This window comes from Bacillota bacterium (assembly GCA_012518215.1).
In the GTDB taxonomy this organism is placed as follows: Bacteria; Bacillota; Dethiobacteria; order DTU022; family PWGO01; genus JAAYSV01.
In genome coordinates, this window is record JAAYSV010000049.1 from 18,015 (window position 1) to 35,773 (window position 17,759).

19 protein-coding genes are annotated in these 17,759 nt (G+C 48.2%); 7 read left to right on the forward strand and 12 right to left on the reverse strand.

Annotation, left to right across the window (positions count from 1 at the left end):
• Positions 1-260: 260 nt before the first annotated feature.
• The 6 genes from GX364_07705 to larE all read right to left on the reverse strand — a co-directional run bounded on the left by GX364_07705 (position 261) and on the right by larE (position 3,800).
• Positions 261-446, reverse strand: coding sequence for a ferredoxin (locus GX364_07705; protein NLI70729.1), 186 nt, complete (start codon positions 444-446; stop codon positions 261-263).
• 120 nt (positions 447-566) lie between these two features.
• On the reverse strand, positions 567-1,280 hold the full coding sequence (gene pyrF, locus GX364_07710; protein NLI70730.1) for an orotidine-5'-phosphate decarboxylase: 714 nt from the start codon (positions 1,278-1,280) through the stop codon (positions 567-569).
• A 47-nt stretch (positions 1,281-1,327) separates the two neighbouring features.
• Positions 1,328-1,609, reverse strand: a complete 282-nt coding sequence (locus GX364_07715; GenBank protein ID NLI70731.1) for a TlpA family protein disulfide reductase — start codon at positions 1,607-1,609, stop codon at positions 1,328-1,330.
• 27 nt (positions 1,610-1,636) lie between these two features.
• A complete protein-coding gene (locus tag GX364_07720) occupies positions 1,637-1,858 on the reverse strand; it encodes a hypothetical protein (protein ID NLI70732.1) in 222 nt (73 codons plus the stop codon).
• Positions 1,800-2,711 carry a 4Fe-4S binding protein gene (locus GX364_07725; protein NLI70733.1) on the reverse strand — a complete coding sequence of 304 codons (912 nt, stop codon included), beginning with the start codon at positions 2,709-2,711 and terminating at the stop codon, positions 1,800-1,802. Before GX364_07725 ends, GX364_07720 begins: the two co-directional genes overlap by 59 nt.
• A 240-nt stretch (positions 2,712-2,951) precedes the next feature.
• Entirely contained in the window at positions 2,952-3,800 is an 849-nt protein-coding gene (larE, locus tag GX364_07730; protein ID NLI70734.1) for an ATP-dependent sacrificial sulfur transferase LarE, read from the reverse strand.
• A gap of 159 nt (positions 3,801-3,959) precedes the next feature.
• On the opposite strand from larE, the gene GX364_07735 reads away from it, so the two are divergent.
• The gene (locus GX364_07735) at positions 3,960-5,504 is read left to right on the forward strand and encodes a YifB family Mg chelatase-like AAA ATPase (protein ID NLI70735.1); all 1,545 of its coding nucleotides are present in this window, start codon (positions 3,960-3,962) and stop codon (positions 5,502-5,504) included.
• Between the two features lie 170 nt (positions 5,505-5,674).
• On the opposite strand, the gene GX364_07740 is transcribed toward GX364_07735, so the two are convergent.
• The 3 genes from GX364_07740 to GX364_07750 form a co-directional block, all read right to left on the reverse strand.
• The gene (locus GX364_07740; protein ID NLI70736.1) at positions 5,675-7,390 is read right to left on the reverse strand and encodes a ceramidase; all 1,716 of its coding nucleotides are present in this window, start codon (positions 7,388-7,390) and stop codon (positions 5,675-5,677) included.
• A 341-nt stretch (positions 7,391-7,731) separates the two neighbouring features.
• Positions 7,732-9,006: a hypothetical protein gene (locus GX364_07745; GenBank protein ID NLI70737.1), complete on the reverse strand. Its 1,275-nt coding sequence runs from the start codon at positions 9,004-9,006 to the stop codon at positions 7,732-7,734.
• 101 nt (positions 9,007-9,107) lie between these two features.
• The gene (locus GX364_07750) at positions 9,108-9,830 is read right to left on the reverse strand and encodes a hypothetical protein (protein NLI70738.1); all 723 of its coding nucleotides are present in this window, start codon (positions 9,828-9,830) and stop codon (positions 9,108-9,110) included.
• 464 nt (positions 9,831-10,294) lie between these two features.
• On the opposite strand from GX364_07750, the gene GX364_07755 reads away from it, so the two are divergent.
• Together GX364_07755 and GX364_07760 are read left to right on the forward strand one after the other, a co-directional pair.
• A complete protein-coding gene (locus GX364_07755; protein ID NLI70739.1) occupies positions 10,295-11,314 on the forward strand; it encodes a hypothetical protein in 1,020 nt (339 codons plus the stop codon).
• Positions 11,315-11,501: 187 nt separating this feature from the next.
• Entirely contained in the window at positions 11,502-12,137 is a 636-nt protein-coding gene (locus GX364_07760) for a LysE family transporter (GenBank protein NLI70740.1), read from the forward strand.
• 41 nt (positions 12,138-12,178) lie between these two features.
• On the opposite strand, the gene GX364_07765 is transcribed toward GX364_07760, so the two are convergent.
• Positions 12,179-12,583: a hypothetical protein gene (locus GX364_07765; GenBank protein ID NLI70741.1), complete on the reverse strand. Its 405-nt coding sequence runs from the start codon at positions 12,581-12,583 to the stop codon at positions 12,179-12,181.
• A complete protein-coding gene (locus GX364_07770) occupies positions 12,580-12,828 on the reverse strand; it encodes a glutaredoxin family protein (protein ID NLI70742.1) in 249 nt (82 codons plus the stop codon). Before GX364_07770 ends, GX364_07765 begins: the two co-directional genes overlap by 4 nt.
• A 476-nt stretch (positions 12,829-13,304) precedes the next feature.
• Between GX364_07770 and GX364_07775 the strand changes: the two genes are divergently transcribed.
• On the forward strand, positions 13,305-13,613 hold the full coding sequence (locus tag GX364_07775) for a hypothetical protein (protein ID NLI70743.1): 309 nt from the start codon (positions 13,305-13,307) through the stop codon (positions 13,611-13,613).
• Between the two features lie 70 nt (positions 13,614-13,683).
• Entirely contained in the window at positions 13,684-14,193 is a 510-nt protein-coding gene (locus GX364_07780; GenBank protein NLI70744.1) for a hypothetical protein, read from the forward strand.
• 101 nt (positions 14,194-14,294) lie between these two features.
• Here the strand turns inward: GX364_07780 and GX364_07785 are convergent, their stop codons facing one another.
• Positions 14,295-15,065, reverse strand: a complete 771-nt coding sequence (locus GX364_07785) for an alpha/beta hydrolase (GenBank protein NLI70745.1) — start codon at positions 15,063-15,065, stop codon at positions 14,295-14,297.
• 150 nt (positions 15,066-15,215) lie between these two features.
• Here GX364_07785 and nuoE point away from each other — a divergent pair, with 150 nt between their 5' ends.
• A complete protein-coding gene (gene nuoE / locus GX364_07790) occupies positions 15,216-15,827 on the forward strand; it encodes an NADH-quinone oxidoreductase subunit NuoE (protein ID NLI70746.1) in 612 nt (203 codons plus the stop codon).
• Positions 15,828-15,870: 43 nt separating this feature from the next.
• Complete coding sequence (locus GX364_07795) at positions 15,871-17,757, forward strand: NADH-quinone oxidoreductase subunit F (GenBank protein ID NLI70747.1); 1,887 nt, start codon at positions 15,871-15,873, stop codon at positions 17,755-17,757.
• The last annotated feature ends 2 nt before the right edge of the window (positions 17,758-17,759 follow it).

Below are 17,759 nucleotides of genomic sequence, written 5' to 3' on the forward strand. Positions count from 1 at the left end.
CCGATTCTTCGTGTGTATTGTTTAAATTACCTATTGTATTCTATTTGATTATCATTTTACCTTCCAGGAAAAGATATTTCTGCCTTGACTCATTTTGAACACTGTATCATCATTGCCCTCGCCCCGGAAATAGATACGGGGCAGGGCTGCGGAAAGCGTGACAGCCATGCATTATCCCGCAAGTAGTATTCCGTACGTCTTTCTGAAAATCCCCGCCCGGATTTCCGAAAATAAAAAGGGCGTTTACCGCCCTTCTGCAGCTACTCCTCTATTTCAATGGCATCACTGGGACATTGCTCTGCCGCCTCGATACAGCACTTTTCATCTTCTTCATCGATAACTTTTTTCTTTACGAAGGCGAACTCATCCCCGAGGGCGAACACTTCCGGGCAGAGGTCTTCACAGACCCCACAGAGAATACAATCCTCGTTAACCGCCACTTTCATACGGTCACACCCCGTTCAGCAAATAGATATTGGTCTAAAACAATCCGGCCATACTAGGTGTGCTCAGGATTCACCGTTTTATGCAGGAAGCGGTCAAATTTCTGTATTCAAACCAAACAATCAGTAAATCATCATTTCTTCCATGATTTTCTCCACGGCCTGCCGCGGATCGGGGCTCCCGTAAATTGGCCTGCCGATCACCAGGTAATCGGCTCCTGAAGAGATGGCCTCCCCCGGGGTCACCGCACGTTTGTGTTCATGCAGATCCGTGCCGGAAGGCCTTATGCCCGGAGTAACGGTGATGATCCCGGATCCGAAGGTTTTTTTGATCAAGCCTGCTTCCCTGCCAGACGTGATGATGCCATCACAGCCGAAGTCGACCGCTTTCTTGACACGGTACATGACCATCTCCTGAAGCGGACATGAAAACCCCAGTTCCTCCAAATCATCGGCATCCATGCTGGTCAGCACGGTGATGGCCATGAGTTTCAAAGGAGTATTCCCCCGCGCCTTGACTGCCTGTTCGATGATTTTGCTGTTTCCGTGAATTGTTAGAAAATCCACTCCCGTCCGTGCCACCTGCTCGACCACGCTGGCCACTGTTTCAGGGATATCATAGTATTTCATGTCCAGAAAAACTTTTTTTCCTTTGTCAAGGAGCCAGGCAATCATTTCCCGCCCCCCAAGAAACTGCATCAACATGCCGACCTTGTAGAAATTAACCGTTTCCCCCAGTTCCTCCACCAGTCCTCGTGCCCTCGCGGGATCATCAAAATCAAGGGCGCAGATGATCCGATCTTTCAAATCGATCAAATTCTCCCCACTCCTTTCCAAACAATTATTGTTGACCTTGTTCCGTTACAAAGCAATAATCAAACGGTCTATTCCGGCAACATCCTGTCCGCTCTTTCCTTCCATTCTTTCAGTGACGTATCTCCCCACCCCACTTTTTTATCAACGATCCGGCCCTCGGTGTCGATGAAAAAACCGGTGGGAAACCCCTGGATTCCAAAAGATGTGGCGATGCTGTAATTCGCATCCGATAAAACTGTTATATCCAGGCCGTTTTTCTCCCAGAACTTCCTGACCTGTTGATCCCTGTCGCCGGCTACGGTTATCACAACAAGACCACGTGATTCATATTCTTCAATCAAAGGCTGCAACTGCAGCATCTTCTGACGGCAGGGTGTTCATGTGGTCATGAAGAAATTGAGATAAATATTTTTCCCGCTCCATTCGCCGGGGAAATTGACCGTCTCTCCCGTCATGACATTCCTGGTACTGAAGATGTTTCCTTCCGCAGTCATGCTGACAGGATCGTCCCCGGTAGAAGATGTTGTACAGGATGCCATGTTAAACATTGCCAGGATCATGATGGACACCAGCAGAATGATCCATCTGTTTCTCGACATCGTTATTCCTTCCTTTCAACATTGTTTTATTGCTTTGAGGGGCTGCTCCAAAAGTGATCGCTCCCGTAGGGCAGATTTGCATGCAGGATAGGCAGCGGATACACTCGGTTGAATTCAACTGTCCGGGAAGATCAAGTTCCATCGGGCATACCCGGCGACAACGGTCACAGGAAATACATTTTTCCGTATGATGATGGATTCTGAACAATGCCAGGCGATTGAAGAGGCCGTAAAAAGCACCAAGCGGACACATTGTTCGGCAAAATGGCCTGTCGATCACTGTCGAGGCACCCAGGATAAAAACCAGCATCCCTGCTTTCAAATAGAAGATTGTCCCGACCATGTTCCACAGCTCGGGGGCTGCCAGCAGAAGTGGTATCCCGGCCGCAAGAGTACCCTCGGGACAGATATATTTGCAGAAGTAAGGTGCGCCGAAACCGTCACTGTCAACCCAAAGTATCGGCAGCAGCAGCAACAGGATCAGTAGCAGATACTTGAAAAGGGTAAGCGGATACGGAACGTGCAACTTCCTCCTTCCGATCTTCCCTATCAGTTCCTGAATCAGGCCGAATGGGCAGAGCCAACCGCAGAACCAGCGGCCTGCCAGCCCCCCGGCTGCCAGCAGAAAGCCAAAGATGTACATCGGAAATTTGTGATGAGGGGCTGCAACCATACCCTGCAACGCTCCCAGGGGGCACGAACCGGCCGCTGCCGGGCATGAATAGCAATTCAGAACAGGAACACAGGCTCCTTTAAGCTGTCCCTGATAAATACGCCCCCGGTAAAAGTTGCCCGGAAAGGGATTGGCAACAAAAAAAGCAATGATTTGTGCTATTTTTCTTCTGAAGTTCATTGGTTACATCCCAACTATCCCAGGCCTATACACTCCAGGCAGATCGCAATCCCCTTCTGCAGGACTGGAAAAAGTTCTCCGCGCCATAACCCCGCGGCCATCAGTAAAAGGCCCGCAAAAATGATCAATATAGAATTTCTGTTTCCATACATCCAGATCTTGCCTTTCTTTATTTATTCCCGGGAAACCGCCTGACAAGGGTTTTTTATGGCGAAAAGAGAATTCTTGCAGGAATTCGTCTCATCCCTTGTTGTCGGCAATATGCATGTCCATACTTCCCGATCTGAATCCCTCCAGATCCAGTGTAACATAATCAAAACCGAGATCCTTCAATTTACTGACCAATTCTTTCCGTTTCTCCAGCAGCCCGGGAATCTCCGTCTGCCCGATCTCGATACGGGCCAGTTTCCCGTGCGACCGTACTCTCAAGGTGCCTGCAATGCCCATTTTTCGCAAAACCTGCTCCGCTGCGGCCACACGCATGAGCTTTTCGCGATCCAGTTTCTCACCGTAGGGGAAACGGGTTGCCAAACAGGTAGTCGTCGGCTTATTCCAGGTAACAAGGCCATATTTCCGTGAAAGATAACGTATCTCTTCCTTGGTCAACCGTGCTTCCTTCAGTGGACTTTCCACTCCGGTTTCCGCTGTTGCTTTCAAACCGGGGCGATATTCTTCCTCATCCTCCGTTATGGTACCGTCCATGACTGTTTTGCTTCCATATTTTCTTGCCAGAGCAACCATTTTCTCATACAATTCTTTCTTGCAATAGTAACATCTTTGTGGTGGATTTGCATGAATTTTTTCCAGTCCCAGTTCATCGGTTTCAACTATGATATGCCTTACCTTCAGATTTCCCGCTATCAGACGGGACTGTTCCATCTCTTCTGATGGGCGGAGAATCGAGGCAGCGGTTACGGCAATCACGTTCTCATTTCCGAGCAGACGCACCGCCTTGAAGAGGAGAAAACTGCTATCTACACCGCCGGAAAAAGCTATCAGTGCACTACCGGTAGAAAGCAAAATCTGGTTCAATCGGGCTTCCTTGCGTGCTGCCAGTTGTACATCTATTACCGTATCATCCGTCCTCATCTGGTGACCGATCGCCTTCCCTGTTAAAACTTTGCTGATTCAATTCTGCAAATCGGGGATAAAACCTTTATTTTATATAATTAAAGGATTTTGCTGGAATATTGTCAAAATAGAGCTTTAAAAACTGGCAAATCATTACATTTGCAGGAGGATATGGTTATGATCGCAAAGATTATCTCTTGTGCCGTTCTGGGTATCGACGGTTTTCCGGTCGAGGTAGAGGTAGATATTTCCGGTGTTGGCCTCCCCATCTTCGACCTCATCGGGCTTCCGGACCCTTCGGTACGGGAAGCCCGTGAGCGTGTCCGCTCTGCCATCCGGAATAGCGGCTTCGAATTTCCTCTCTCACGCATCACCGTCAATCTTGCTCCTGCTGATCTAAAAAAAGAGGGCCCTGCCTTTGATCTTGCCATTGCTGTCGGGCTTCTGCTGGCCACCGAACAGATACCCCATGGGGAGATGATCGGCAGATCCATGATGGTTGGTGAACTTTCTCTTGATGGTACCTTGCGAGGTGTCCCCGGCACCCTGGCCATTGCCTCTTCTCTTGCCAACCTGAATTCCGGGCAGACCGAACTTTTTGTGCCTTCCGTAAATGCTGCCGAAGCTTCCTTGATCGAAGGTATCAATGTGCGGGGCGTTGATAACCTTGCCGAGCTGGTTTCATTTTTATCAGGGAAAAAGGATATTCCCGTAATGGTTCCCGACCTTGAAAATCTGGCTACCACACCGCTGCCCGGGCTGGGAATGGAAGAGGTAAAAGGGCAAGAAAATGCCAAAAGAGCACTGGAGGTTGCTGCAGCGGGTTCGCACAATGTAATCTTTTACGGTCCGCCGGGGACGGGAAAAACGATGCTGGCACGCCGCCTGCCTGCCATCCTTCCGGAACCATCCCTGGAAGAGATGCTCGAGATCACCAGGATCCACAGTGTAGCCGGCAAGCTGTCCCCGGATACCCCCCTGATGACATCGAGGCCTTTTCGCAGCCCGCATCATAGTTCGTCTGCCGCCGGTATCATCGGCGGAGGCAAGATACCGAGACCCGGTGAAGTGAGCCTGGCGCACCGGGGCGTTCTTTTTCTCGATGAGTTGCCGGAATTTACCCGGGAGGTACTTGAGTCATTGCGGCAACCTCTTGAAGACAGGGAAGTCACCATTACAAGAACCGCCGCCACTTTGAAATTTCCGGCAGATTTTATCTTTACCAGCAGCATGAATCCTTGCCCATGCGGCAATTACGGCGATCCCCGTCATGCTTGCCGCTGTAGCTATCATCAGATCCAACGCTACCGTTCCCGCCTTTCGGGGCCACTGCTGGACCGTATCGATATACAGATCGAGGTGCCGCGGCTTGATTATACCGTGATCGAAGCCACCGCTGCTCCCGAAAGCACAGCATCGATCAGAGCAAGGGTCAACAGGGCACGCCAGGCCCAGATCGAAAGGTTCAGAAATCTTGGCATATTGACCAATTCAGAGATGGGTCCCCGACAGGTAAAAAAATTCTGCACATTGGGGAAAGATGGGCGGGCACTGGCCAAGCAGGCCTTCAACCGCCTCGGACTCTCCATGCGCGCCTATGATCGTATCCTCAAGGTTTCGCGCACCATAGCGGATCTGGAAGGGTGCGAGAATATCGAAGTGCAGCATCTGGCGGAGGCAATCCAGTACCGCAATCTTGACCGCGAACTGTTCAGGGAATAACCTTCATTTGCGACTCCGTACTTTTGTATTTTCATTTTTTGCGAGCCACCACCCTGTAAATCAAACTTTCCATCGTTTCTGGAATAAAATAGGGGCGGTTCCCCGGAAACAACGGCGAATCGCCCCCAAAAACAGCAGACCATAACAGCAGCTACCCGATCGGCCACATTCTATTTGCGCGGCGGTATGTTGGATCGCAAATCCAATTCCTCCTGAGAATAGACGGGCGGGCGGGTTTCGTGATCCAGCTCCCGTTTGTCCTCGGGTTTGAGCATCTCCTCTGCCAGATCCCGGATCACAGTCTGGAAAGCCCCCAGGGACCACTGCCCGAATACCGTGTGGCCACCTTCATAGGCCTGAACCTGGAATTCTTCATTGGTGGTAACGTAGCCCATGTAATCGTTCGCATAGGAATTGAATATAACCTGTTCAACCCCCCGTTTCTCCAGGATGGGCGCGGCGGTTTCCACCACCCTCTTCTTGGATGTATTGGTAAACTCGCCGGGGCAAGCGATGATGGCCACGTTACCAAGGATCAAGATCTGCACGGGGAGGACATAGGCTACCAATCCGTGCTCCTTCATGGCCCCCATCTTGTATTGACGTTGAAGTTCCTTGACCATCGGATCGGCAAATCCGGGTACAAGCGGGTGGTCCAATGGTAATCCCAGTACCGCACGCTGTGTTTTGCCACTTTCAAGGGCAATTTTTTTATTGCCCTGGGCTGCATAGAGGCGTTCATAATATTTTCTTTCTGCAGGTGGGTAATTGTCCAGATTGCGCAAGCGTTTATTTTTTACACTATCCGCCAGCAATGTAGCTATCTTCCCCAGAAAAACCGGCATGCCCGGGCCATCCACGGGGGTACCGGTAAGAAAGCTCAATCCCTGGCAAGGTTCAGAGGTGTAAGCATCAGTTTTTCCATTGGCAAACTCCGGATCGACATGAATATCCGAAAAATCAACATAGATCATCTCGCAGTCAAAGTTGCCGTTGACCTTGACCCGGCCATCGTCAGCGGCAATCTTCAGGGCATGTTCGCTCTGGTATCGGCCGCTCTGCCGGGCGTATTCATATTCAGCCTCCCCCTTGATTTTTTTGCGGCGGCTTACCTGCCCTGGCCCATGGTAGTGGGGCGAAACATCACCGCACGCTGCCTGTGCAAATATGGCCACCCCTTTTTCGGGGAGGGCCTCTTCGGTGAAACGGGAAGCATATCCCTTGTTGTCGCCATCCAGACAACAAAGGCGATTCCCCAGACATGTGGCATGTACACCGAACCAGGTGATCATTGCAACCAGGGTATCATCACGTTCGACAGTGAGTGCTTGCATCTTGCGATCGACGGCCAGATGACATTCATCCTCGGCACGTTTTACAACATCCGGATTCTGGTTGTACGAATTCAAAGTGCGATTCCAGGCCACCGGTATATCCTCGGGAATATCGCCGGCAGTAAAAGATATTTCGCTCGGTTGAGCAGTTTCGATAGCTTCTCCAAGAGCTTCCATCGTATTCTCTACAATGTTTTCAACCAATCTGGGATGAAAACCAGGGGTAACAACATTGTAGAGCGGCTCATGTGCACATCCGCCATAGCCGGAATGAGTATGGGTGCAGGCCATGAGGAGGCAGCGCGGATCGATATGGGGATAACGTTTGGCCAATTCTTTCTCAACACCTTCACGTATGGCATGGGTTACATACCCCAGATCCAAGCAGACATATACTATTTCCTTCCCGGCTTCATCCCTGAAATAGAACACACGGGTGTAAAGCCGATTGCGAGCGCTCTTCTGGCGGTGGAACCACATGCCATAGCCATGCATGGCATACCCTTCGGAAACAACTGTGATGTCTCGTTTTGCAAATCCTACCTGGTACATATCCTCTCCCCCATTCACAGAGTAGTTTGGTAATGTGATATATTTTGATCAATCCCCGTAACCTGTCCGTGGATTGCAACAGATGCTTTCCCGCCATGCGCGGGTACCACATTGAAGAAGACCATGGACATAAAAACGGCTGCTGTACAATCATGCTTCTTGTACGGAACAACCGGTAAATCATTTCATGATGTGACCTCCTCCGGAAATAATTGATATTCATACATAATCATAATTCAAGTTTTAATTTTATTTTTCCTGCATGAATCATGTTTGCAATCAATGTTTGAAAGGCAACTGCAGATTGCCCCGGGGTTACAGTTTCTTTTTTTCGCCGATTTTTATTTAACCTCTTTGTAATACCAGGGTTTGTTCACGGTCAGATGCGAACCTTCCTCCGGATCGACGCTGATTTCAAAGTAAGTTCCACCCCGCTTCCCCCTGTCCCACTCGTAAGAAATGTAGATATCCGTTGTTTTCACCACGGATACATAGGTGATTCCATCATGTTTCACCGCATAACCGTGGGAATGAATGTGACCCGACGTGAACGTTTTGGTACTGCCAAGCTCCTTGACCGTATTGAAAAACTTGTAATTCGCGGCGTAATCCTCGTAAGCAGCCTGCAATTCTTCCCGGGTATTGGCATTTTTGAATCGCCCGGGTGTTTCATAGTAATCACTGCCATCCGGATCTGTATGGTCAGGATTGTACAGGTAATCGGAATCGGATGAAAGTGCCACGGCATAATTGTTGGCCTTGAAAGGTATATGTGAAGCAACCATGGTTTCCACGGTTACACCGTTATTATGGGCCTTCAGGCCCTCCACAACCCACCTGTACCAGTCCGCCTGCTCATCGGTATACCCGACATCGATGGTAGAAAACTCTCGTTCGCTTTTGTCCAGATGCATGTCCTTGAAGTGTATTTTGTAGTCATCAATTTTTTGCCAGTCGCCGGTATCCATGGTGATCAGGCTGTAAAAAATTTTTCCGTCTTCATCCCTGAAGTTGATCAAACTGTTGCCCAGCCCCTGCAAATTGGTAGGGCCAACACGGAACAAGGTGTTGTCTGATGCCTGAATTATATTGCAAAGCGCGGCTTTGTCAGCACGCCATTCGGCATCATGGTTGCCAAAAGTGATGGACCAGGGGATGTCATAGCTGTCCATGAAATTTCTGAAATCCTCCATGACGATGTCGCTTAAAGGATCTGTAAGGATGTCCCCGGTAACCAGGATAAGATCGGGGTCCGCAGTTTTGATCAGTGTGTCGATATGCTTGTAAGCTTTCCTGACCATGACATTTTTGTACCAGAAACTATGCGCATAGAGACCGGTTACTTCAAGGTGCGTATCGCTCAACGCCAGAATCTTGATCTTGCCATCCCTGGCCGTTATGCTGGGGTAATCATCGGCATTGAATGTATCGTCCGCGGACCATTCGTAATTTTCAACACTGCCAATAACTACCTCTTCACCCATCTTGCATTTTTCATTGAAAACCACCGAGAATGCAGCAAAATAGAGGCCAGTTCCGATGATAATAACCAGGGCAACAACTACCAGAATCAGGGATATTTTTTTATTTTTTCTGATAGAAGTCTTCGGTTGCATGACAACATTCCTCTTCCATCTTCTTGCGGTTTTGCTGATTTTTTGTCTCAAAGGGGCCTACCAGCATATTACCATAACAGCTGTTTTTGTCCATCGGCCGATCATTGTTTCAACTCTACCGGAAATCTATCTATCAATTTTACTATGTGGCGCAGGATCAATATCGCATCAGCCACATTTATATTGTCGTCTCCATTTACATCGGCGGCGCTTTTTTGATCTTCTGTCAGCTCGATCAGCTTGACGACACTTTTCAACAACAATATAGCATCCTGAACATCAATTTCTCCATTGCCCGAAAGATCCCCGTACCGTAGAGGACGAACCAGGATTCTACTGTCTATCAACTCTGCGGGGATATCCTCAAGTTTCTCGTCAACCAATTCCAGCACTTTCAATTCAAGAGCAAACTCACCCGCTTTTTTCAGCAAAAAATCTATTTCAACAATTACCCCTTCATCGATGTCCAGAGGGTTTTTTCCTGCCCAGGCAAACTTCAGGCGTCCCGGGCCGTGTTCCAGGTTTGAATCAAACACCGATTCCTCTTCTTTTCCCAACAGATCGGTCGCCCTGATTTCCTCCGGTGCAAGCGCATCGGGGTCGAAAGTGATGGTAAAAACGATGCCCGCAACCCCATGCAGATTACGCACAATCACCGGGGCAGTAACCGCGGCACCCACGAATCCCTCGGTTCTTCCCATCTCGATGCTGGGTCTTGCCAACGCGCGAATGGTAAAATCGTGGAGAACAAAAAAAAGCATCAGAGCCATGAGCGCAAGCATTATCCCGATAATCGTGGCTATTTTCTTTTTCCGACCGGTCATTTTTTTCTCTCCCTATTACTTTCCTTCGGAATGAAGTGACGATAACTGTCACAAAGACTGTTTATTGTCAACATATGCCAGAGGTTTTGCTATATTATTATGTTTATTCCCGAGCGTTGCAATGTGCAATTGTAATCTTTATCTTTATTGTAACTTAAAAATGAAAATCAAGGTAGCCGGTTCCTGTATAAATAATCCTGTATTCATTTCAAACTATTAAAATTTTAACAGCAATATGTTGTACCGGATGAAGTTATCTTGACCGGGATTGCCGCCAGAGAATACATTCCCGAAAAATGCCATGATTTTATTTTCCCGTTCCGGCTTTCACGGCAGGAAATCTGTCGGCAATCTATAATTAAGAACGGAAATGAATGGAAAAAGTATATTTCTGTTCAACTGGAAAAATATCGATTTATTTCCGATATGGAGGTTATACAGTGACGAAACAAAATAACAGTTACATGAAGCCCGAAGGTAATTGCCTGACCACGGCGATGGGTATACTTCCCCATCGTGATGTGGAAAGAGCGCTGGAACTCTCGCTCTCTCTTGACATACCTTTCTGGCCCCAACTTCCCCGGCTAAGCTTTTACGAGGATATGTATGTACAGGTGTCGGAACATTTCCCCGGTATAGTGCTGGATCTGGAAAAGCGGGAAATCAGCTTCTCGCGGGAGAAGTTCAACCGGGAAATTGAAGAGTACCTGGCCCGATGGGATGATGAATCTTATTTCAGCCTCTCTTCACTTTACAGTGCCGTTTACCGCAGTTTTCTGAAAAATGATCTTTCTGCCTACCCGTATATCCGTGGTCAAAGCATCGGTCCGGTAAGTTTCGGACTGAAGATTCAGGACGAAGAAAAGCGCCCCATGATTTACCATGACGATGTACGTGAAATCATCTTTGACTTCGTGGCTCGCAAACTGTGGGCCCAGTACAACGACTTGTCCAGAATTCACCCCCGGCCCTTCGTCTGGGTTGATGAGCCCGGCCTGGAGATGCTCTTCATGTCCATGACCGGTTACACCAGCAATAGAGCATCGGCAGATTATCGCCTATTTCTTGAAAATTTCCCAGGCCCCAGGGGGGTTCATCTTTGTGGCAATCCCGATTGGTCTTTTCTGCTCAACCTGAACCTGGACATTCTCTCCGTGGATGTGCTCTCCCGCGGCTATATATTTACAAGATACCGGGACGAAATCAAATCTTTTCTTGACAGCGGTGCAATAATTTCGTGGGGAATTACCCCTACCCTTACCGAGGAATTTATCATTGAAAACACCCGTTCCATGATCGAAACCATAAACAAATTGTGGTCACACCTGGAACAGGGAGGAATTCCGCGCGAACAACTGTTGAAGCAGGCATGGTTCGCTCCGGCCCGTTGCTGTCTGATCAACACGGACGGGGAGATAACCGTTGAACATTCCTTTGACATGTTGAAAAAGGTGGCAGAACATTTTAAAGAAGAATGTGGTTGAAATATTATTCCACACTTGTGAACCTGTCTACCGGGCCAGGTCGGGAATTGCCTGCATCATCCATCAACGATGCACGGTTTTTACCGAAATTGCGCCTTCCTGTCGATATTTGAAGGAATAGGCCGATATAAAAACGAATTGATGAATGGCGAAGCCCGCTATTGTTCAGCAAGGAAAGGGGCCAATTATGGAATTGTACATGATATTTTTTACGGCCATGGGTGTGGGCCTTTCTGGAGCCGTGGTGCCAGGGCCGGTAACAGCGGTGGTGGCTGAACAGACCATCAAAAGGGGTTTTGTAGCCGCCCCTCTGGTAGTTCTGGGGCACGGTATACTGGAAGTTTCCGTCGTCATCCTGCTTTCAACCGGATGGGGACACCTTGTTACCGGCGAAACCGCGACAGGAGTCATCGGAATCATCGGTGGGGGAGTTCTGGCCTGGATGGGAGGGGGAATGATGCGCAACGCCCGCAATGTTTCCCTGAATATACAGAACGCCGGCACTGCTGTTTCCAAAACCGGGCCGGTCGTTGCCGGAATGATCACCACCCTGGCAAACCCTTACTGGTTCCTATGGTGGGCTACCATAGGAGCAAGCTACGTTGCTTTCTCCCTGGAATATGGAGCAAAGGGAGTGCTCCTCTTTTTCAGCGGACATATCCTTTCCGATCTGATCTGGCTGTCTTTGCTTGCGTTTGCCCTGGTTTCCGGAAAAAAATTTATCGGTGATCGTGTTTATCGGGGTATTATCTTCTTGCTGGGCCTTTTCCTGGTCGGGCTGGCCGCTTACTTCATCTGGACCGGGGCCAAATTCCTGATCTAACACCGTTTCAAAAAAAAGTGCCGACAGAGCGGCACCGTTCATCATGGCAATTCCGCCTTGCAAAAAAGTCCACAGTGGCAACATTTTTCCCTGGTCAACAAGTTCTCACGTGTCTCCTTGCATGGACATACATTGTCAGCATTGTTTTCCAGGCGGCAGGGGCAGTAAAAATCACCGAAATTCTCGAATTTTTTGATCAGGCCTGCTATGATTCTTTCCTTCCGATCACTGACCTCCAGACCCTTCAATCGAGCAAACGTGTCTATACGCCCCCTGATTTCTTCCTCCGGAGGTTGTGGCCAGCGTTTTGCTTCAAGTTGTGAACCGCGGTCCTTCAATTCCAGTTGGCTGCCGCATGCAGTACAGACAACCCTGTCGGCCGCAAGGGCCCCTTCTTTCAATTCTAGGGTTTCCCTGCAAACGGGGCATTTTATTTTGCCTCTCATCTGAATTTTTCGATCCCCTTCAGAAGCTTCTGTTCGTCATACCCCAGGATGGTCTGTTCACCGATAACAGTTATGGGGAAAGCCCTTTGACCGGTCAGGCGATCGATCTCTTCAAGTGCCTTTGCCTGTTCATCCCCGGAAAGAGAATCTACCTCGATCAATGAATACTCGACCCCTTGCTCATCAAAAAGACTTTTTACCTTGTCACACCAGAAACAGGTTGTGAGAGAATATAGTTTAATCAAGCGCACCTACCCCTTTCGTCATTTTTCTTTCTGCAATAATAGCAGATAAATTATGCAAGATCAAGAGTTGCAAATCAGAAGAATTACAGACTGTTTTGCTTTATTCCATCATTTTTCAAAAGCCTGCCACCTTTCTTGACAACCCGGATACAAAACAGCCAATGATATTTATATTGCAGCCTGGTGTGACTGGTATAATTTGGTGGGCAATTAAACTTGCAACTTGCAAAAATAACGGGTAACATCATTGAAGCTTTAAAAAAATAGCAAACAAAAGTTATGTATTGTGGGGAATCGGAGATTATAATTATTAAATTTTACATTTATTATTCATTTTTGGTTGTATTTCTATTATACTGAATTAGCTATCCAATTAAGTCTTGAAAATGACTGTAAAGGAGGTGGATGTTTTGGACCAATATAATTCCGGTAACGGACTGGTGCCAGACCCTGAAGACGTCCAGAAAAATAAGGCCATGGCTATCCTTGCTTATATCTTGTTTTTTTTACCCATAATAGCCGCAAGGGAATCCAAGTTCGCCATCTATCATGCCAATCAGGGCCTGATTCTCTTCATCGCCAGTGTAGCTCTCGGGATTGCAATCAGGATCATATCCTCCATTCTATTTTCCCTGTCCCCCTTTGGTTTCTGGGGCCTGGTCACAACCCTCACATCACTTCTGTCTTTATGTATCCTGGTTCTGGCGATCATCGGCATTGCCAATGCGGCAAATGGCAAAATGCAACCGTTGCCCATTATTGGAGGTTTCCAGATCTTGCGTTGAATGGGGTGATCCCTGGGTTGGTTCGACCCGCTTTCCTTTCTATATCGTCATCGTAAAAGGAGTGGTGAAAATGAAAAATGTATTTTTGGTTTTACTCATGATGGGACTGCTGATCGTTTCGGGTTGCAATTCCCCGGTCTCCCTGGACAAGGGCGGGAACGTCGTGATAAAAGGTGAGCAAGGCGAAGAAATCAAGATCGGGGAAAAGGGCATGGAAATCAAGGGAGAGGATGGTTCAAAATCCGTTTTTTCCACGGGCGATGATGTCAAGTTGCCGGAAGGATACCCCTCCAATGTTGTTCCCTTGATGAAAGGCGGCAAGATCGACTGGGCGAACAAAACAGTAGAGGATGGCAAGCTATCTTTCTGGATCGGGGTCAAATACAATCGTAAAAGCGAAGAGGTTTACAAGTTTTATGAGGAACTATTTTCCGGTGTTGCCGGTTTTTCCTTTTCACAATCACAGGGGTACTATTCGTTGATTGGCGTAAAGGATGGGTACGATATCATGATCACCATCACTGATGAAGAAGAAAATATCACTTCATTGGGCATAGTGCTCGGTCAACAGGGTGAATAATAACAGAAATTCTTTTTCATGTATTACAAAAGCGAGGTTGGTACATACCAACCCCGCCTTTTTATTTTGTGGCAAAATCCTTTCCGGACGACACAGGGTGCCTAATCAGCCCCTCCCCATTGCCTTAAAACAAAATCCCTGATGTATTTGTTAATCTTCCTGGGCTGTTCGAGCATAATCATATGGCCAGCATCTTCGAAAACTTGCAACTCTGCATCAGGCAAGTTATCTTTCAAGAATTTACTGTATTTAACAGGAGTGAGCAGATCTTCACGACCAACGAGGATCAATGCAGGTACCTCTATCGAATGGAGCCTGTCCATCAGGTCAAAACCGTCACAGGCGCTGAAATCGGCATAGAAAATTTCGGGAGAGGTTTCCCTCATCTCTCTGCGAGCTTCTTCGAGAAGTGAAGGAGCGGCATTTTCGCTATAAATATAAGACAGCATCTCCGGAAACACTTCTTTCTTGCGGAAACGTTCCAGTATGGCTGGCATCACACGCAAGCGCGCACCCGTGGCGATAAGAATGATCCCCCGGAGATCCCCGGGGTAGAGGCGTGCATAGTCAAGGGCTATCGCTCCGCCCAGGGAATGGCCGGCCAGAAACAAGGGCTCCAGGTTCTTCCTTGCAACTAGCGTTTTGAGTACCTCGCGATAAGCAGATACATTGTCCTCGGCTGTTCCCCCCGACCGGCCGTGACCCGGCAGATCGACTGCTATGGTTCTCATCTTCTCCGATAATCGTTTCTGGAATCTCCAATGTGATGATCTACCGCCGGAACCATGACAGAAAAGAATGGGTATTTCTCCACCGGCGTTGTTCTCGCTGAAATATATGTCTACATCTTTTCCCATATCGATAAAAGCCATCAGGGATCCCCCCAAAAAAATTATACCTGCACCTATCCAGTATTCATTCTTTTATTTGCTTTTACCTTCAATTCAAAGATAATATTCACATTATTTTCAAGATATTAAACAAAAGCAGTTGATTAGATATAAATAATCGTATACAATTTAATGCGGCTAGTTCATCGCAAACAATCTTTTTTCGAGGTCCAAAGGGGTTGTTCACAGTTGGAATTGATTGAAGGGGAAAAGGAACTCATCCTTGAAAGCATTGACGAGATATTCAAAACTAACGACAGGACCAGGGAGAATCTCATACCCATCCTGCAGCAGGCCCAGGAAAAAATAGGTTATTTGCCCACGCTGGCCATGGAACGTATTTCCGAATTGCTCGGTGTCCCCGCCGTTGATGTTTACAGTCTGGCCACATTTTACAATCAGTTCCGCCTTACTCCCCCCGGGAAATTTCAGATCAAGGTCTGCATGGGAACTGCTTGTTACATGGTTGGCGGGCAAATTGCTCTCGACTCATTTGAACGCCGCCTGGAAATTCATGAAGGAGAAACAACCCCTGATCGGGAATACAGCCTGGAGCATGTGGCCTGCGTAGGTTGCTGTACGATGGCCCCGGTTGTGGTCATCAATGAAAAAGTTGAGGGGAAGGTTACTCCCACAAAGGTGGACGGCATTCTCCTTGCGCTTGAAGAAGAAAGTAAAAAAAATGCTGATGACAATAAAGCAGACGAGGAAGACAAGAAAATAAAAAATCCTGAAGATAGCTAGGCGCCGGAAAGGAGACACATCTTTCATGTGCACCGTTTCTGCCATGGAAAAATACAACGACCTGCATGAAAAAGCAGTTGAAAAAGAAAAATATCTTGAAGAAAAAACCGTGATACGTATTGGAACCGCTACCTGCGGAATATCAGCCGGCGCACTTGATGTCAAGGCCGCTTTCGAAAAAGAACTATCGGCAAACAGCATCGATGCCGTGGTGGATGAAGTCGGATGTATAGGGCACTGCTATGCCGAACCCCTGGTCATGATTTCACGCCCTGGATTCCCCTCCCTTTGTTACGGCAATGTCGATGAAGGGTTGGTTGAACGACTGGTTAAAGACTATCTCCTTGACGATGACCCTTGCTATGAATATGCTCTGGCAGCGGTCGATCCCAATGACATCTTCCCCACTTTCGATGATTTCCCCCGGGGCGTGATCGAACACAAGATCATCCTCGAACAATGCGGTTTTATTGCCCCCGACAATATAGATCAGTATATATCCAAGAATGGATACTCTGCTCTGGCCAAAGCACTGGATATGAGCCCGGAACAGGTTCTGGAAGAGGTGAAGGAATCCAACCTGCGCGGGCGAGGCGGTGCCGGTTTCCCGGCCGGTACAAAATGGGAGGCCGCAACAAGAAACAAGGAAAATATCCGCTATGTTATATGCAATGGTGACGAGGGCGACCCGGGAGCATTCATGGACCGCAGTATACTGGAATCGGATCCACATCAGGTGATAGAAGGACTGATCATCTGCGCTTATGCTGTAAGCGCCACCAAAGGTTATTTCTATATTCGAGCCGAATACCCTCTTGCAATCCGCCGCGTCAGGCATGCCCTTGAACAGGCCCGGGAAAAAGGGTTGTTGGGTGAAAACATCCTGGGAAGCAAATTCAGCTTTGACATCGAAGTTTTCCAGGGGTCAGGCGCTTTCGTCTGCGGGGAATCATCGGCACTGGTCGAGTCGATGGAAGGCAAAACGGGGATACCGCAGGCAAGGCCTCCCCGCCTGGCTGAATCGGGTTTTCACGGTAAACCAACCGTTTTGAACAATGTAAAAACTTTGGCCTACGTTCCCCACATCATCTCCAAAGGTGCCGAATGGTTCAAAAACACGGGCACACCCGGCAGCCCGGGAACGGCTATCTTCTCACTGGTCGGCAAGGTAGAGAATTCGGGTCTCGTGGAAGTTCCGATGGGAACCACCTTGCGCGAACTTATTTTTGAAGTCGGTGGCGGGGTCCCCAATGAAAAATCTTTCAAAGCAGTACAGATAGGCGGCCCTTCAGGAGGTTGCCTGCCGGAAAGCAAACTTGACATACCCATTGATTTTGATTCTCTTTCTGAAGCCGGGGCAATCATGGGTTCCGGTGGTCTGGTAGTCCTTGATGAAGATGACTGCATGGTTTCCATTGCGCGTTACTTCCTGCAATTTACACAGGAAGAATCTTGCGGCAAGTGCACCTTCTGCCGCCTGGGCACGAAGCATATGCTTGACATACTCACTGACATCTGCGAAGGAAGAGGAGATAAAGAATCCCTGCAGGTTCTGCAAGATCTCAGTGAAGATGTGAAGGCAGGTTCGCTTTGCAATCTGGGAGCAACGGCTCCCAACCCGGTTTTGACCACTTTGCGATATTTCAGACATGAATACGACATCCATATCGAGGAAAAAAGGTGTCCTTCCCTGTTCTGCCCGGAGCTGATCGTCTACTATATTGAACCAAAAAAGTGCAGCAAGCTGTGCAATGTCTGTGTGGGTAGTTGCCCCACCGAAGCGATCTACACCCGGGACGACGGGCTTAAAGCCATTGAACAGGAAAAATGTGTGAAATGTGACAATTGCCTTAAAACCTGTCCGCCGGATTATCACGCAGTGATCAAGCTATCGCCGCCGGAAGAACTGAGCAAGAAGGAAGCAGGATAAAG

Coding starts and splice junctions, on each gene's coding strand:
- GX364_07735 (NLI70735.1), top strand. CDS start 3,960: ATGATCGCAAAGATTATCTCTTGTGCCGTTCTGGGTATCGACGGTTTT.
- larE (NLI70734.1), bottom strand. CDS start 3,800: ATGAGGACGGATGATACGGTAATAGATGTACAACTGGCAGCACGCAAG.
- GX364_07720 (NLI70732.1), bottom strand. CDS start 1,858: ATGTCGAGAAACAGATGGATCATTCTGCTGGTGTCCATCATGATCCTG.
- GX364_07760 (NLI70740.1), top strand. CDS start 11,502: ATGGAATTGTACATGATATTTTTTACGGCCATGGGTGTGGGCCTTTCT.
- GX364_07765 (NLI70741.1), bottom strand. CDS start 12,583: ATGAGAGGCAAAATAAAATGCCCCGTTTGCAGGGAAACCCTAGAATTG.
- GX364_07725 (NLI70733.1), bottom strand. CDS start 2,711: ATGAACTTCAGAAGAAAAATAGCACAAATCATTGCTTTTTTTGTTGCC.
- GX364_07795 (NLI70747.1), top strand. CDS start 15,871: ATGGAAAAATACAACGACCTGCATGAAAAAGCAGTTGAAAAAGAAAAA.
- nuoE (NLI70746.1), top strand. CDS start 15,216: ATGCGGCTAGTTCATCGCAAACAATCTTTTTTCGAGGTCCAAAGGGGT.
- GX364_07745 (NLI70737.1), bottom strand. CDS start 9,006: ATGCAACCGAAGACTTCTATCAGAAAAAATAAAAAAATATCCCTGATT.
- GX364_07775 (NLI70743.1), top strand. CDS start 13,305: ATGGCTATCCTTGCTTATATCTTGTTTTTTTTACCCATAATAGCCGCA.
- GX364_07755 (NLI70739.1), top strand. CDS start 10,295: ATGAAGCCCGAAGGTAATTGCCTGACCACGGCGATGGGTATACTTCCC.
- GX364_07785 (NLI70745.1), bottom strand. CDS start 15,065: ATGGCTTTTATCGATATGGGAAAAGATGTAGACATATATTTCAGCGAG.
- GX364_07705 (NLI70729.1), bottom strand. CDS start 446: ATGAAAGTGGCGGTTAACGAGGATTGTATTCTCTGTGGGGTCTGTGAA.
- GX364_07750 (NLI70738.1), bottom strand. CDS start 9,830: ATGACCGGTCGGAAAAAGAAAATAGCCACGATTATCGGGATAATGCTT.
- GX364_07780 (NLI70744.1), top strand. CDS start 13,684: ATGAAAAATGTATTTTTGGTTTTACTCATGATGGGACTGCTGATCGTT.
- GX364_07740 (NLI70736.1), bottom strand. CDS start 7,390: ATGTACCAGGTAGGATTTGCAAAACGAGACATCACAGTTGTTTCCGAA.